The following is a 16,443-nucleotide window of genomic DNA, read 5'->3' on the forward strand; positions in this document are numbered from 1 at the left end:
ATCTTGTGTGTGATCTTAGGGAGAACCGTAGATAATCTGAGGTGCATCTTCTCCAAATGAGTGAATTTCAGTTTTTAGAGAAACTTTACCCAGGTCTTGATGATCTATTAAAAAAGTAACAGGGTGAACTTGCCAACCATGTTTTGGGAGTATTGGAAAAGGAACTATCTCTACAAATTTAGAACTAGATAGAGTTTTTTGAAAAGACTCATCCATTCCCAAAACTTCAAGCACCACATGATTTGTCTTTGAAGTTTTATCAAGATATGAAATTTCAACGTATCCTCCGTCATAATAGGTAGCATCAATTTCAAATGTAGATTCTAAAACATCATGATTAGAACCAGAATCAAAAATAAAAAACAAACCCAATACAGTAATTATCGCAATAGAAATCAAAGGAATAATTTTCGCCATATTAATCATGAAAATTCTTTTCTCATATTTCGTAAGAATTTAGAACTAATTCTAATTCTCTCAAGAGTTTGTTCTTGAGTTCTTTCAGTTCCCGGAGTAGGATTCATTTTGAAGAACTGACGAATCTCTTTTTCCATAGAATCATCAGCAATTGATGAAATACTTGCAACAATTCTATTAAACAGAGGATTACCACGACCAACTTTTTTACTTAGTTTTGGCCAGTTACTCTTTAACCAAGGCCAAAGTATCTTTTTACCATAAGGATTTCCTGCAACTTTCATGATTGGGAGCTGCATGTTTTGAGAACGTACCTCAGATGTTTGAGAGAAATTCAATGATTTAAGAAGTAATTTCGGATCCTTAAAACTACACATTGCTCCAAGGAAGCGAAGTTTCTCTTCAGTAGATTTTGCATTTCTATAAAGACGCGTTAATTCATCATGTGTTTTAGAATTACCGTTCCATGCCATTACAGAACATACAGGCTCAACTAAGTCAGGAGAAAGAGAGTTTTGGTTTTTCATGAATTGTTTATATCGATTTTCAGATTCAATTGTTACTTCTTCGTCATCTAATTTACCCAATGTAAAAATTACAAACCCACGCATGAGAGCATCTGTGTGTTTATCAGTTTTTTTAGGATCCCATCCAAGATTATGTAAAATTTTCTTTAGGTATTTTACCGTATAATTTCTAATTTGATCAGAAAAGTCTTCATCAAATGCTCTAAAATACAAAGAGGACAGATTATGTGCTACATTTACTGTTGCTAAATAGCTGTCTTCATCATAATACGCATCAGAGAAATCAAGATAGTTACGTACTGTCTCGTCACCAGAAACACATAATGAGAACAGATCATTTTGAATTGCCCATCTATCGATTGCAGGAATTTGTTTTTGGTCTACTAGCATCTTAAGGTCTATCAAAGTACCTTCATCATATTTTACACGATAGAACCCTTTTCTTCCAAAATTAGCTACAAAGCCTAGATTATTCTTCGGTAATTTTACAGACATTGATTTTTTTGTAAATAGTTTTTGAAATAATTCATCTTGTAAACCTACAGAGAGTGGAATTGACCACAAACCTTTGTTTGATTTTTTATCAGATTCTAAAACATAACGTCTCTGTTTGAGATGTAATGTAGAATCTTGTTTTTCTATCTCAACTACAGGGAATCCAGGTTGCTTTAACCATGTCTGAACCATTGCACGAACTGGCATTTTAGAAATTTTTCCTATTGCATCCCAAAGATCTTTACCTTCAGCATTTTTGTATTTGAAATTAGCAAGGTATTGCTTCAATCCCTTTTGAAAATTTGATTCGCCAACATAGTGTTCTAGCATTCTTAGAACACATCCACCTTTATCATAAGAAATGGCATCAAATATTTCACGAATTTCAGATGTAGAATTAACTTTAACATCAATTGGATGAGTATTTTTGAGCGAATCTAGAGCCATTGCATTGTTCATCGCATCATCAACAAATTGATCCCATAAATCCCATTCAGGATAAAATTTGTCTACAAATTTTGTTGCCATAAAGGTTGCAAAACTTTCATTTAGCCACAGATCATTCCACCATTTCATAGTAACTAAATTTCCAAACCACTGATGTGCAATTTCATGAGAGATAACTTCAGCAATGTATTGTTTTGTTCTAGTTGATGATGTCTTTGGATCATAAAGAAGAATTGTTTCTCTAAATGTTATAGCACCCCAGTTTTCCATCGCACCTGCTGCAAAGTCCGGTATTGCAATCAAATCTAATTTAGGCAATGGATATTTTATTCCAAAATATTTCTCATAAGATGAAAGGAGTTTCTTTCCTAATTCCAACGAATATTTTCCTTTAGATTTATTTCCTTTTGTTGTAATTACACGAACTTGAACTTTACCAATCTTACCTGTAAGATATTCAAATTCACCAACACCAAGATAAATAAGGTATGTAGACATTATTGGAGTTTTTGCAAATGTGTAAACAGTTTTATTTTTTAGTCTTTTTTTAGATGTTACTGGCATGTTTGAAATGGCAGTAAATTTATTTTCAGCAATTATAGAAATCTCAAATGTTGCTTTTACCTCAGGTTCATCCCAACATGGAAACGCCCTTCTTGCGTCAGCTGCCTCAAACTGTGTAGTTGCAAGATATTTTGTTTTACCATTTTGTCTGTATTGACTTCGATAGAATCCAAGCAAACGATCATTTAACTGACCAATAAATTCAATATCAATAAAAAAAGTACCTTTAAGTTTATTTTTAATTATAATTGTTAATTCTTCATTTTTTGAATTTATTTTAGTAGTTGCTTTCTGAGACATTCCATTTTGTCGTACAGTGCATGATTTGATTTTGATCTCAGCACAGTGAAGGATTATAGAATTTACAGGAGTTTTGCAGCCTACAGTAATGGTTTCCTTGCCATGGAAGGTAAAATTTTTGAAAATAGGCTCAAATTCAAGGGCATAATTTGATGGAATTACATTCACAGAAGAAGTAGTTTTCTAGCGCTTTATCTAAATTTCTAAAAAGCAAAAATGTTGACATAAAAAGGAAAATTTAGTATTATCCATAAGCACAAATTATAACTCATGTTTTTAACTGAGCATTTTTGAAAATAGATGTGACAAGCCCGGAAATAATTAAGGCATTAGATGAATCATGTAACAAGGTAATGGAATTACCCATGATTAGATTTGTCGGAGTATTAGACAAAATGGGAAAGAGAATAGCTGGAGGTTTTAAAAAAAATGTCAAATCATATTTGACTCATCCTAATGACAGTAGAATGTATATTCAATTAACATTAGAATATCTAATGAGAAAAGATTTTGATAAGGAGTTAGGTCCTATTGACTATATTGCCTCTAGAAGAGGAAAGGTTACAATGATTAGCATCCCAACTGAGGAATATCTAGTATTAATTTCAGCGCAAAGAGACATAGATGTGGAAAAAGTAATAAAAAAAGTGAACAGTGCATTTACAATGTTTCCAGATATTTATCCATAGTAAAAATAAATCAAATGCAAGTATTGATTAAAAATACATCTGCATGAACTATAACTTTCAAAAAATCTTAAACGATATCATTTTATGCAATATTCTGTTGTAAAAAATATGATTGACGATTATGAATCTTTAGAAAAAATCAGTGTCCAGTTTCATAATCGAGTTGTATTGAATCAAAAAAAACTCAACGAGATAAGAGTAAAACAATTCCAATCAATGGCAGGAAATAAGCCAAAAATTAACGTGGAAAAAATTAGAGAAAAAAATCAAGAACATAATCTAAAAGAAAAAGCACAGCTTGCAATGTTAGCTATTGAGATGAATCAGATATTATTAGATAAAATCAAAATTCTTGAAGAAGATAAATTGTTTAAAGATAAAGAGGCAAGGCAAGAAAAAGCACTTTTAGAGGAATTAGAAAGAGAGCGTAAAAAACAGGCTGATGATGCACAATTACCCGTAGTGAATACAAATTCCCTTGTACCTTTACTAGTTCATGTGGATATGCTATTACAGAAACAAGAGTTAACTGAAAAACAAAAAAATCATTTAAAGGCCATAAGACAAAACGTGATGGCAAGCATTACAGCCATTTAATTTTTAGATACATATCTAATGTTATTTTAAAAAAACTTAATCAAAGATCCAAAGGTAATTTCCTGCATTGTTTTGAGGTTTCGAAAATCAAATAAAGCCTTTAAAATAATGAATAACAACCACAAGATATGAAACAAAAAACGGCTTCAAGACGTGTCAAGATTCTAGTTGCTAAGTTGGGCTTGGATGGCCACGATAGAGGAGCCCTAGTATTATGTAGAGCATTTAGAGATGCAGGGATGGAAGTAATTTACTCAGGTCTATTTGCAACCCCGGACAGAATTGCACAAATTGCTGAAGACGAAGATGTCGATGCAATTGCAATGAGTTTACTTAATGGTGCACATGGAACATTATTTCCAAGAGTAGTTCAGGCATTAAACAAAAAAGGAATCAAAGATGTACTAGTAGTAGGAGGCGGCGTAATACCTGAAGTAGATAAAAAAGATCTTAAAAAATCAGGTGTCGATGAGGTGTTTGGTCCAGGTACACCATTAAATGAAATAATTGAACATATCACCAATGGAGTTTCAAAATTAAGAAAATTATAATAAATTACTCAGTAGAGTCAGGCCACATCATCTTACGCATTTGCTTTCCAACTTTCTCAATTTGATGTGCTTCAGTCTCTTTCATGTATTTATCAAATGAATCTTTACCATGTTTCTGATATTCATTAATCCATTCTTTATTGAAAGTTCCATCCTGAATCATTTTTAGAACTTTTTTCATGTTGTCTTTACTTTCACTAGTAATTACCATCGGACCACGTGTTAAACCACCATATCTTGCAGTCTCACTTACACGTCTCCACATTCCATTGATTCCGTATCTTTGAATCATATCTACAATTAATTTTAGTTCGTGTAATACCTCAAAATACGCAATTTCGGGCTGATAGCCTGCCTCAACTAGCGTTTCAAATGAAGCTTGTATCATTGATGCAGCACCGCCACAAAGATCTGCTTGTTCTCCAAACCAATCAGTTTCAACTTCTTCTTTGAACGTGGTTTGAATCAATCCTGCACGTGCACTACCAATTGCCTTTGCAATTCCTAGTGTTCGGTCCCAAGCTTTTCCTGTGAAATCTTGATGTACTGCAACAATTGACGGAGTACCAAAATTTTCAAGATATGTTTCGCGTACTTTGGAACCAGGTCCTTTTGGTGCAACCATGATAATGTCAATATCTTTTGGAGCATCAATCCATTTCCAATGAATTGCAGCTGCATGTGAAAACGATAATGCTTTTCCTTTAGAGAGATTTGGTCCAATTTCAGCTTTGTAAACTTCTGATTGGATCATGTCTGGAAGTAAAATGTGAATTATATCGGCTTTTTTGCATGCATCAGATACAGACATTACTTTATGACCATCAGATTCTGCTTTTTTCCAGCTGTTTCCACCTTTCTTTAGGCCAACAATTACGTTAAGACCAGAATCTTTCATGTTATTTGCTTGAGCATCTCCTTGAATCCCATAACCAATTACGGCAATAGTTTGATCTTTTAATGGATCTAAGCTGATATCTTTATCTTTCCATGTTTTTGCCATATAATTACTCAAAATATTGCAAATATTAACTATAGAATTTCAGATTTCAATAATTTTGTCGCAACCACGACACTTTACTGTGACTTTATCACCAGGCAGACGTTGAAATCTCTTTGAGCCACAATTAGGGCAAATTGGGCAAGCACGTATTGGTTCCATTAGTATTCAGTTGGTTTTGTATCGGATTTTGCTATAACTTCTAATCTTTTTTTGCCATTGATCTTTTGCAAAAATTTAACAACTGCTCCAGGAACTAAAGCTTGCCAATTATTATCAGATATTATCATTTGGCGGATATGAGATGCGTTGTATTGGGGTTTATCTAGAAATTTGGGCTCAATTACATCAATTGAAGAATCTGCCAATAACATTTTGACATATTCATTTCCACTGTATACTTTATCAAAGTGGGGTAATGCTGACTTTAGAAAAGAAGACCACGTTGCAATATTGAACTGATTTTCAATTGCAACAATAAAACATCGAGATAAATTAATTTTAGATTCTTTTAACGAGTCATGAATCATTTCGATTCTCTCACCAGCTGTGAAAGGATCCTTTTCTAAATAATTGAATTGAGAGCTAGTTACTGCAATTACCACTTCATCACATTGTTCAAGAATTTGTTTTACTAAATCTAAATGCCCCAAATGGAAAGGCTGAAACCTACCCATCATCAATCCACGCATAAAATACGATAAATTTTGATTTAATTAAATGAGTCTATTTGATTGGACCACTACCAAGAATTCTAATTGTGGTTGATTCTGGTTTTAAAATGACGGCAATATCTCCAGGATTGTAAACTATTGGTTTTTCAAATTTTAGTTTCAAAGGAATAATTGACGAAAACTTGGCAGCCTTTATTTGTAAACCTACGCTAACTAGACACCCTTGATTTTCAGCAATGTCAGTTTTATAAAATGGGCTTTTAGTAAAATCAAGCTCAATTTCAGATTTAACAATCACAGTTCCTTCCTTTGCAATGACATCGCCTCGTCCAATCTCATCTGGTTTTGCACCCTTTACTGCAAGACCAACTCTTGCAGGACATACAGATTCCTCAACAGGATCATCGTGCATTTGAATTGATTTTATCATTACATCAATTCCTGCAGGATATAGTTTGAGGTTATCATATTGTTTGATTGTTCCACATGTTACTTTACCAAGAATTACTGTCCCAACGCCTTTAACATCAAAGCAGTGATCAACTACCATTTTAGGAGGGTCAATGTTTGAAGTTGGCTGAATCTTGTCCATCTCTTCTTTAAGTTTGTCCTGTTCAACTTTGAGGTATTTTTCAACTACAGTACCTTTTATCATTGAATTTAATTTTGATTCATCAACATCAAAAGTATGGGATAAGATTCCTTGAGTTTTTTTTAGTGTATCAAGTGCAATAATTTGCTCCCCAGTGAATTTGTCAAGTTTATCAACAAGAAATATGACAAATTCTGCCAAATTGATTGATTGTAAAAGTGGCTGTATCTTATCAGGAAATCCGCTAGGAGTCACCCAAGTTTTGATAACATCTGCTTCTTTTCTATCATAAAGAGAAAGATCCGTTACAGTTCCTTTTTTTCCAAATTCTAGGGCAATGTCTTGTTTTCCCAAGACTACAAAATTGATTGACTTCACCATACGTTGAGAGTGAAAATCGGGTTTTATGAATTAAGTAGGAGGTTGGAAAAATAAAAAAAGAAATATTTTGTTTATGAGGTTATAGATTTAGTTTGATTGAGGTTTTTTAGATTAGATTTGTTTTCGGATTACTTTTTCTTTTTATCCAAGACAATTGCCTCCGAGATTGTCGATTATACTACAAGATAATAAACATTATTTAGAATTCGTAAATGAAAAAATCATTCAAACCTTTTGTAAATGTACAATGGACCAGAAACTAAAAGAGTTTGGAATCAACGATAGTACAAAAATTTTATCAGCATGAATACTCAGATAGATCTTCTGAATCATCAGTCTTTTGATCAATCACGTTCAAATGGTATAGGATTAGTTTATGGTATTGCGTCATACTTTATCTAATCAAACAACCTGTTTTGAAATATAAAAAGAAGACTGAGGAATCATACTAGTGTAATACTTAAGGAAAGGATGACAAGACTGCAACATAGCTTGCAAATCTATGATTTTTAGGTCTGACAGATTTTTGATGATATTTAGAGATAGGTTTACCAACTGCTCCGTTTAGTCCAAGAGGACATTTGACAAGTTTTTTCACATTAGCATACTTTAGAACTTCATCAGTAGGGCTAAAATAATTCACAATCTTACTTCGAATTATTTTATCAAGTAGTTTACCATATTTTTTTGATGATGGCACATCGCTTGTAATTGATGCTCCAAAAAAATATACACCTTCAACAATGCCAGTATTTTGAGATTTTTTTGCCAAGTATTCAACAGTACTAAGAATTACCTGTGAGCCCAAAGAATGACCCATTAAACGAATCTTTGTTTTAGGACTAGAAGATTTGAAATCTTCAATAAACATTGCCAAGTTTCGGCCATTTTTCTTTGCAATGATTTGACCAGTAGAGAGAGATCGTCGGACATGTTTTAGTAGGTGAGCACCAGTGGTGTTAGAATCATAGCTAAATCCAATCACAGGATGACGATATCCTAATTTTGACAATCTATTTTTTGCGAGAACAACTTTTGCAATAGCTCCTGCATTATCGTTACGTAACCCATGAATCATTATTACAAGTTCTTTTGAACCCACAAGGTCATCAAATGCTTTTTTTGGATACAAAAAATACGGGTTATTTTTTATAGTTTTACCATACATCAAATCATAATATCCTCGAGTAGAGATTCTTGGGATTATTTTTTTCATTCTATTGGGCCTAGTTGTTTTTTATATTTTGCAATATCTTCATCTTCTACTTTAACAAATAGCGGTGATACTTCACCTAAGACATGTCCGGATTTAATTCCAATATCAGAGATTGACTCCCATTTGTTTTCATTTACTTTACCATCTAGTCCAATCTGATTCCATATTTTTTGTGAGGATTCCGGAATAAATGGAAACAATGCAATTGCCATACTACGTGCAGCATTTACTGATAAGAATACACAGGTCGTAGTTCCAGGTTCTTTCTTCCAAGGTTCTTTATGTTGAAAGTATTGATTGAAAAATGTTGAAAACTCCATGATTTTCTTGAGAGCCCTATCCAAATGATTTTGTTCCATCAAAACTCCCAGTTCTGAAGATAGAGACTTGATCTTATTTTCAGCCTCTATGTCTTTATCATCATACTTTTCAGTTTCAGGAATTATTCCATAAAACGCTTTTTTTGTAAATCCTAATGCACGATTAACAAAGTTTCCAAGATTGCCAATTAATTCAGAGTTAATTCTATTTGTAAATTCATTCCAATCAAAATTCAAATCATCTTGGGAGTAGGGATTGATTGCAACTAGATAGTATCGTAAATAGTCAGCAGGGTAATATTCTAAGAACTGCTTCAATCCAATGTACCAGTTTCTACTCTTTGAGATTTTCTTTGATTGTAAAGTAAGGTGGCCCCTAGTTGGAATATAATCAGGCAATTTGTATTCACTGTTTATTCCCAAACGCATTGCAGGTAAGAACAGATAATGATGATAAACAATGTCTTTTCCAATAAAATGATAGATATCAGCAGAATTCCAAAATTCTTTTCCATCAATTCCTTTATCGTTAAGGAATTTTACAGCAGTAGAAATGTAGGCAAGATGATTATCAAACCAGCCATAAAACACCTTGTCTTTGTATTTTTCAAGAGGGATATGTACGCCCCAAGAGATATCACGCGTAATATCCCAATCAATTAAACCAGACTTTATCCAATTTTGAACATATTTTTTAACATCTTTTTGCAGATTCTCATTTTCATCTAGCCATTTGTATAATGAGTCACCAAAATTTTTTAGTTTGAAAAAGAAATGTGTTGTCTTTTCTTTAGTTGGAGTTTGTCCACAAATAGAACATTTTGGATCAGATATCTCTTCAGGTACTCGGCCACAACTTTCACATAGATCAGAATATTGATCAACTGCTTTACAATAAGGACAGGTTCCTTTCACATATCTATCAGGTAAGAATTTTTTATCGTTATTACAATAAAATTGAATGATTTCTTTTTCGTAAACGTGACCGGCGGCATTTAGTTTGTTAAATACATCTTGAACAAATGATATGTTTTCTGATGAGCTAGTTTTGTAAAAAAAATCAAAATCAATACCAAATGATGTGAAATCGTCATAGTCTCGTTTATTCCAATGAGCAACATATTCTGACGGTGTTTTTCCCTCTTTTTCAGATTGTATCAAAATAGGAGTACCAAAATCATCAGACGCACAAACATAGTATGCCTCAACACCATTTAATTTCAGAAACCTAGTAGTCACATCAGCTGGCAAGTATGTTGACGCAACATGACCTAGATGGATTTCTCCATTAGCATAAGGTAATGCACTAGTAATGATTGCTTTGTTTTTCATTAATGATATTTGGAACCTAATTGAGGTTAAGAAGTTTTACCAGCTATTAGCATATTTGACTTGTTGTGGAGTAAGTTTATCGATTTTTACATCCATGGCTTTTAGTGCATCAACTGCAACTTGTTTATCAATCTCTTCTGGAACATTAATAATTTTGTTACCAATCTTTGCATGATTCTTGAGAATATACAAGACGGATAGAATTTGATTAGAGAATGATTGAGCCATTACTTCTGGAGGATGCCCTTCCGCAGCTACAAGATTTGCTAGGCGCCCTTCACCAATTAAATAAACATGTTTACCATTTTTGAGAGTACATTCATCAAGATTTGCTCTTACTCGTTTTACTGATTTCGATTCTTTTAGCAAAAATTTACTATCGATTTCAACATCAAAATGTCCAACGTTACCCATGATTGCACCATTTTTCATTTTTATGATGTGTTCTTTTCTAATTACACTTGTCATTCCAGTACACGTGATAAATATGTCACCAACTTTACAGGCTTGTGCCATTTGCATTACTTCAAAACCATCCATATGAGCTTCTAATGCTTTGATAGGATCAATTTCAGTTACAATTACTTTAGAACCCATTCCTTGACATCTAGATGCAACACCACGTCCTACCCAACCATAACCAACAACTACAACTCGCTTAGAGGCCATCAAAAGATTCATTGCGCGTAGATAGCCATCGATTGTACTTTGTCCTGTTCCATAACGATTATCAAACATATGTTTTGTGTATGCTTCATTTACTAAAATTACTGGATATCGGAGTTTTCCTTGGTTTTCAACTGCTCTTATTCTAGTAACACCAGCAGTAGTCTCTTCAGTTGCACCAAGAATTTTCATATTCTTATATCTATTATCAAAATGTGCCTTGACATTCATATCAGCACCATCATCAGTTAAGATAGTTGGCTTGTGATTCAAGACTTGATCAATACACCAATCATATTCTTTTACAGATTGACCATGCCATGCATAAACATGGATTCCTTTTGATGCCAAAAATGCTGCAATGTCATCTTGGGTGGTAAGTGGATTTCCACCGCAGCATGCAACAGTTGCGCCAAGTTCCTTTGCACCCATTAAAAGTACAGATGTCTCTTTTGTAATATGTAAACAAAATCCTAAAGTAACACCTTTGAGTGGTTGAGATTTTTTAAATCGATTTATTGTGTTATCAAGAATTTGCATATGAGATCTAGCCCATTCATAGGACAGTTTACCATCTTGAATCAATTTTGCACTAGATTTTACCTTGCTCATGTATTTTGACGTTAAAAAAGAGTATAAAATTCTATCATGCGAATATAAATAAATGACAAATTATCGAATTAACAGTATGACTTGGAAAAAGATTGCAGAAAAAGGAGACATAGCTATTGGCAAAGGAAAAGCCTTTAAAATTGATGGAAAACAAATTGCAATTTTCAATCAAGATGGATATCATGCTATTGATGATCTTTGTGTTCATCAAGACGGATCTATTGCACCAGGTAAATTAGATGGAGACATAGTAGAATGTCCATTGCATTTTTGGCATTATAACATCAAAACAGGAGAATTGAAAGACTATCTCAAAGATGTGAAATTAGCAACATATCATGTGGAAGCCAGAAATGATGGAATTTACGTTGATGTGTAACTAAAATCATTATTAAAAAATTTTGTAAAATTAAAAAAATACAATACAATTTTAGTCGTTAATTTTGTAATTTTTTGTAAATACAAAAAGGAGAAAATTCCAAATATGGAATATTTGCATTTACCTTTTATGTAATCAGAATGAAATCATTGCATGAATAGTAAAATAATTCTTCCAGTTCTATTAGGAATTATATCTATTAGCATTACACAATTTACATTTGCTGAAGAATTAGAAACTTTCTCGTTTATTATGGCAGATACTGAACAAATTGAACAACCTAGATCAAGATACAATTCTGAGCAAATTGCTTTGTACGGATATGTGGATAATTACACACGAGGACTTGAAGTAGGCATAATACTTACTCATCCAGATGGAGTGATAGAAGAATTAAACACATATGCAACAAAAGATGGAGAAATCTATATGATAATTCAAGTTAATGGAGAATCACAAGTAGGTGTTCATCAAGTATCGTTATACTACGAAGGGTCAGAATTAGCATCAACTACTTTTGAAGTTTTAGAAAAAAAATAGTTATAAAAATAATAAATTAACAAATTTCCAAAAAACAAATTATTCATAATTAAAGTAGGTATTCATTCAAAACAAGTGTAAAAGTAGTTCAAATGTGTTTGAATATTTGGTACAATTTTTATTCTCACATATTATGTAAATTAATTATTGAATCAAGACATCATAAATGAAATTAAGAATCAAAATTATGCTGCAATTACAGAGTCTATTGAAAATTTCTTAATAGAGCAAATAGAAAAAAAACAAGTAAACGGATTAATTTTAGGATTAAGCGGAGGTGTAGATTCGGCGGTTTTAGCTTACATTTGCAAAAGAAAACTAAAAGAAAAAACACTTGCAGTAATAATGCCAGATACACAGATTACACCAAGTGTAGAAACAGAAGACGCAATGAAGATGATTACATTAACAGGATTAGAATACAAATTAATCGACATCAAACCAATTGTTAACGAATACATGCATTATGTAGAACCAAATAATTGGGCTAAAGGAAATCTAAGAGCTAGAATAAGAACCAATATTTTGTATTATTATGCAAATGCAAAAAAATATCTCGTGTTAGGATCAAGTGATAAGAGTGAATATCTAATTGGATATTTTACAAAATATGGGGATGGAGCATCAGATTTAGTACCAATAATTTCATTATACAAATTACAAGTCAGAGAAATTGCAAAATTTTTAGGAGTTCCTCAAAACATTATTGAAAAAAAGAGTAGCCCTCATCTATGGAAAGAACATGAAGCTGAAAAAGAATTAGGAGCATCATATGAAGAGATAGATTCTATACTTTATTGCATCATAGATAAAAAACTATCAATTGATAAAACTAGTGATATATTAGAAATAGATAAACAAACGGTTGAAAAAGTACATCAGATGTACATTAACAGTGCTCACAAAAGAGAAACTGCACAAAAACTATCTGAGGAAAAATAATGAAGCTACAAGATACACTTAGTAATTCAGAGCAAACACTAGAAGTTTCAAAAAAAATAAGAATTTACTTGTGCGGAGTCACAGTTTATGATGAATCTCATATAGGACATGCCAGAACAATAATTGTTTTTGATGTATTAAGAAAATATTTGGAAAGTAAAAAAATAGAAGTAGAATTTATCCAAAATTTTACCGATGTTGATGATAAAATAATTAATCGGGCTAAAACAGAAAACACAACTGTAGAACAAATTAGTTCAAGATACATTCAAAGATACTTTAACGATTTTGATGGATTGAATGTAAAACGTGCAACAAATTACCCTAAAGCAACTGAACATATAGAAGACATTAAGAATTTCATAAGGAAATTAATTGAAAAAAATATAGCATATGTATCAAAAAACGGGGTTTATTTTTCAGTTTCAAAGTTTCCAGAATATGGAAAACTATCAAAAAAGAAAATAGATGAATTGCAATCAGGGGCAAGAATAGAAATTGACGAGGCAAAAAAAGACCCTCTAGATTTTGCTTTATGGAAATTTTCTGATGAAAATCCACTTTGGGATAGTCCATGGGGAAAAGGTAGACCGGGGTGGCACATTGAATGTTCTGCAATGAGCATAAAGTATCTCGGAGAAAATTTTGACATACATGGAGGCGGAAGAGATCTGATATTTCCACATCATGAAAATGAAATTGCACAATCAGAATCATACACGACAAAACAATTTGCAAAAATTTGGATGCATGTAGGAATGGTCACTATTAACGGAGAAAAAATGTCAAAATCACTTGGCAACATAAAATCAATAAAACATGTATTAGATAATTGGGGGTCTAACATAATTAGATTATTTTGCTTGTCAGGACATTATTCAAAACCAATAGACTATTCTGAGGAATTATTAAAAGAGAACCTGATAAAATGGCGCCAAGTAGAATCTTGCTATTATGAATTAATTCACGCAAGTAATTCATCAGATTCAGGTGAAATTAAATTATTAATTAATAACATAGGTAAAGAGTTTGATAATTCCCTAGAGTCGGACATCAATACACATCTTGCTCTTTCAGCGTTTTTTAAACTTGTGAAAGAGGTAAACCATATGGCCGCAGAAGAAAAATTGAATTCATCAGATGCAAAAAGAATCATCCAGGAATTTGAAAGAATGCTTGATATTTTAGGACTTGTAATTCCAAAAATTACACCAGACGAAAAAAAAGAAATTGACAATATGATCACATCAAGAGAACAATTAAGAAAAGAAAAAAAATTTCAAGAAGCAGATAATATTAGAGATAAACTCAATGAAATGAATATCGAATTAATTGATCATAAAGGAAAAACAATTTGGATTAGAAAAGAAAAGATCACTGCAGAAACATAATTTATCTGCAGAAAACACATATCTAGTAAAAATTAGTCTAGTCTAATTAGTCCCGTCTAATTTTAACATTGTTTAATAATTAATAAAAATAAACTAAATTATGAATGCATGGACTAAATTTTGGAATTGGTATGAAAATAAAATTTTAGGTAGTGTAATCATAATTGCAATAATACAGTTTATTCAAATTCCACATATGATTTGGAATGCAGATTTGATGTTAGAAGCAGGATATGTTTCAAGAGTTCATCCATTAATTGATTGGTTACTATATGGAGTTGATTTAATCGAAATAATTTCAATCGTAAATGTAGGAATGATTATGTTCAGTTTGATTAAAAAAAGAAGAGCAACCAAAACCATAAAGACCATTAAAAAAGAGTGAATTAACTCGGTACAAATAGAGGAAGAAGTACAGTGAACTATGTCATTATTTTGTGAAAAATGTAATAATCGAAGATTACCACAATGGGATAAAGTGGAAAATAAAACAAAATGGCTTTGTGAAACTTGTTGCAATTATGCTGATGATAAAAACAACATAATAGATCAATATCAAAAATAGTTAAAATTTAATCAATCATTTTTTTGATGCACTAACCAAAGAGACCACATCCCTATCTCGGAGTTGATAGTCCACAGGCAGTCGTAAGTTGTATCTCAAGTCTTTTCCATATAGGAGTCCTTTTGTCAGATCTGTGTGAATTTCTTTTGCTAGATCAGCAATTGTTGCACCAGCCTTGAGCAATATCAAGTCAGGTAAAACACGCCCTTTTTTATCAGCTAAAAGTTTCTCATCAGCCACGGGATAAATAGAATTCATCTTCAGTAGTTTGAATACGGCAACATTAATTGCAAATTGAACGCCAGTTCGCATATACTCACCCATTATCCCTTTTTTAATAAAATCCAAAGCATTTACCTGTTTTTCATTAAGATCTTCTGATTTTATTATTTCAAATTGTTCAGAACCGGGAGAATATTTGATCAATCCCTTTTGTTCAGCTCTTCTTAAACTAAATTCACTATCTCCGCTAACAGGAATTACAATAGAATCATTGAATCGTTCTCGCAATCTAGCAAAATTTTTGTCTGCACCTTCCACATCAATTTTATTTGCAACAATGAGTGTAGGTTTTGAAATTTTTCTAATATATGACGCAAGTTTTTTTGTATCAACCATATCAAAATTATCAAATTCCTTATCACTCAATCCAAGTGTCAATAATGAATCTTTTACATGAATAGGATTAACACCAATTCCACGATAAAGATCAGTGATTGCATCTACAATACTTGAACCTGTTCGAATTGACTTTGATACTTTATCTCGATTTCCTTCTAAAATTTTATGATACCATAAAATTAATTCCTCTTCGATATCTGCAAAATCAGATATCGGATCACCACTACCAACTTCTGTGATTTTTCCAGATGAGTCTATACCGCCAGATGCATCAACAACATGAAGTAATGCATCTGATTGAGCGGCAATTGAAAGAAATTGATTCCCTAATCCTTTTCCTTTCCATGCATCTTTGATAAGACCAGGCAAATCAATTAATTCGACTGGGATGTATCTCCATCCTTCAACACATTTTGAATTATTTGGATTATCTTGTATTTTAAACTCTGGATGAACACATAAAGTAATTGCATGTGCAACACCAGAAACAGGTTTTTTTGTTGTAAATGGATAAGACGATATTTCTTCAGACGACAAAGTGGCAGCATTGTAAAAAGTTGTTTTGCCAGTGTTTGTTTTACCTATTAGTCCAAGTTTAATTGGCATGGTTTATTTGCAATCTAAG

Annotated in this window: 17 protein-coding genes; 8 read left to right on the forward strand and 9 right to left on the reverse strand. The window is 32.3% G+C overall.

Annotated features, from left to right (window positions below; all coding sequences use genetic code 11):
• Nucleotides 1–15: 15 nt before the first annotated feature.
• Both K5782_RS01700 and K5782_RS01705 read right to left on the reverse strand, forming a co-directional pair.
• Nucleotides 16–426, reverse strand: a complete 411-nt coding sequence (locus tag K5782_RS01700) for a hypothetical protein (RefSeq protein ID WP_297463496.1) — start codon at nucleotides 424–426, stop codon at nucleotides 16–18.
• Nucleotides 423–2,918: a M1 family metallopeptidase gene (locus K5782_RS01705; protein WP_297463497.1), complete on the reverse strand. Its 2,496-nt coding sequence runs from the start codon at nucleotides 2,916–2,918 to the stop codon at nucleotides 423–425. Before K5782_RS01705 ends, K5782_RS01700 begins: the two co-directional genes overlap by 4 nt.
• 122 nt (nucleotides 2,919–3,040) lie before the next feature.
• On the opposite strand from K5782_RS01705, the gene K5782_RS01710 reads away from it, so the two are divergent.
• From K5782_RS01710 to K5782_RS01720, 3 genes are all read left to right on the forward strand, one after another.
• A complete protein-coding gene (locus tag K5782_RS01710; protein WP_297463498.1) occupies nucleotides 3,041–3,439 on the forward strand; it encodes a DUF6659 family protein in 399 nt (132 codons plus the stop codon).
• Between the two features lie 84 nt (nucleotides 3,440–3,523).
• Nucleotides 3,524–4,036 carry a hypothetical protein gene (locus K5782_RS01715; protein ID WP_297463499.1) on the forward strand — a complete coding sequence of 171 codons (513 nt, stop codon included), beginning with the start codon at nucleotides 3,524–3,526 and terminating at the stop codon, nucleotides 4,034–4,036.
• A 128-nt stretch (nucleotides 4,037–4,164) separates the two neighbouring features.
• A complete protein-coding gene (locus K5782_RS01720; protein ID WP_297463500.1) occupies nucleotides 4,165–4,587 on the forward strand; it encodes a cobalamin B12-binding domain-containing protein in 423 nt (140 codons plus the stop codon).
• 4 nt (nucleotides 4,588–4,591) lie between these two features.
• On the opposite strand, the gene ilvC is transcribed toward K5782_RS01720, so the two are convergent.
• The 6 genes from ilvC to K5782_RS01750 all read right to left on the reverse strand — a co-directional run bounded on the left by ilvC (nucleotide 4,592) and on the right by K5782_RS01750 (nucleotide 11,380).
• Nucleotides 4,592–5,602 carry a ketol-acid reductoisomerase gene (gene ilvC / locus K5782_RS01725; protein WP_297463501.1) on the reverse strand — a complete coding sequence of 337 codons (1,011 nt, stop codon included), beginning with the start codon at nucleotides 5,600–5,602 and terminating at the stop codon, nucleotides 4,592–4,594.
• A gap of 146 nt (nucleotides 5,603–5,748) precedes the next feature.
• Nucleotides 5,749–6,279: a nicotinamide-nucleotide adenylyltransferase gene (locus K5782_RS01730; protein ID WP_297463502.1), complete on the reverse strand. Its 531-nt coding sequence runs from the start codon at nucleotides 6,277–6,279 to the stop codon at nucleotides 5,749–5,751.
• A gap of 34 nt (nucleotides 6,280–6,313) precedes the next feature.
• Nucleotides 6,314–7,234, reverse strand: coding sequence for an EF-Tu/IF-2/RF-3 family GTPase (locus K5782_RS01735; RefSeq protein WP_297463504.1), 921 nt, complete (start codon nucleotides 7,232–7,234; stop codon nucleotides 6,314–6,316).
• Nucleotides 7,235–7,694: 460 nt separating this feature from the next.
• Complete coding sequence (locus K5782_RS01740; protein ID WP_297463505.1) at nucleotides 7,695–8,450, reverse strand: DUF726 domain-containing protein; 756 nt, start codon at nucleotides 8,448–8,450, stop codon at nucleotides 7,695–7,697.
• Nucleotides 8,447–10,102, reverse strand: coding sequence for a methionine--tRNA ligase (metG, locus tag K5782_RS01745; RefSeq protein WP_297463506.1), 1,656 nt, complete (start codon nucleotides 10,100–10,102; stop codon nucleotides 8,447–8,449). The genes K5782_RS01740 and metG overlap by 4 nt, the downstream gene beginning before the upstream one ends.
• Nucleotides 10,103–10,138: 36 nt before the next feature.
• The gene (locus K5782_RS01750; protein ID WP_297463507.1) at nucleotides 10,139–11,380 is read right to left on the reverse strand and encodes an adenosylhomocysteinase; all 1,242 of its coding nucleotides are present in this window, start codon (nucleotides 11,378–11,380) and stop codon (nucleotides 10,139–10,141) included.
• A gap of 76 nt (nucleotides 11,381–11,456) precedes the next feature.
• On the opposite strand from K5782_RS01750, the gene K5782_RS01755 reads away from it, so the two are divergent.
• The 5 genes from K5782_RS01755 (at nucleotide 11,457) to K5782_RS01775 (ending at nucleotide 15,017) form a co-directional block, all read left to right on the forward strand.
• Nucleotides 11,457–11,759, forward strand: a complete 303-nt coding sequence (locus tag K5782_RS01755; protein WP_366069274.1) for a Rieske 2Fe-2S domain-containing protein — start codon at nucleotides 11,457–11,459, stop codon at nucleotides 11,757–11,759.
• Between the two features lie 153 nt (nucleotides 11,760–11,912).
• Nucleotides 11,913–12,299: a hypothetical protein gene (locus tag K5782_RS01760; protein ID WP_297463509.1), complete on the forward strand. Its 387-nt coding sequence runs from the start codon at nucleotides 11,913–11,915 to the stop codon at nucleotides 12,297–12,299.
• Nucleotides 12,300–12,446: 147 nt separating this feature from the next.
• Nucleotides 12,447–13,241 carry an NAD+ synthase gene (locus K5782_RS01765; protein ID WP_297463511.1) on the forward strand — a complete coding sequence of 265 codons (795 nt, stop codon included), beginning with the start codon at nucleotides 12,447–12,449 and terminating at the stop codon, nucleotides 13,239–13,241.
• Nucleotides 13,241–14,632 (forward strand): cysteine--tRNA ligase, encoded by a 1,392-nt coding sequence (gene cysS / locus K5782_RS01770; protein WP_297463513.1) that lies wholly within the window; start codon nucleotides 13,241–13,243, stop codon nucleotides 14,630–14,632. Before K5782_RS01765 ends, cysS begins: the two co-directional genes overlap by 1 nt.
• A gap of 100 nt (nucleotides 14,633–14,732) precedes the next feature.
• Nucleotides 14,733–15,017, forward strand: a complete 285-nt coding sequence (locus K5782_RS01775; RefSeq protein WP_297463515.1) for a hypothetical protein — start codon at nucleotides 14,733–14,735, stop codon at nucleotides 15,015–15,017.
• Nucleotides 15,018–15,212: 195 nt separating this feature from the next.
• Here the strand turns inward: K5782_RS01775 and K5782_RS01780 are convergent, their stop codons facing one another.
• Nucleotides 15,213–16,424, reverse strand: coding sequence for a redox-regulated ATPase YchF (locus K5782_RS01780; protein ID WP_297463516.1), 1,212 nt, complete (start codon nucleotides 16,422–16,424; stop codon nucleotides 15,213–15,215).
• Nucleotides 16,425–16,443 lie beyond the last annotated feature (19 nt).

The sequence above is a fragment of the Nitrosarchaeum sp. genome, assembly GCF_025699065.1.
Classification (GTDB): domain Archaea; phylum Thermoproteota; class Nitrososphaeria; order Nitrososphaerales; family Nitrosopumilaceae; genus Nitrosarchaeum.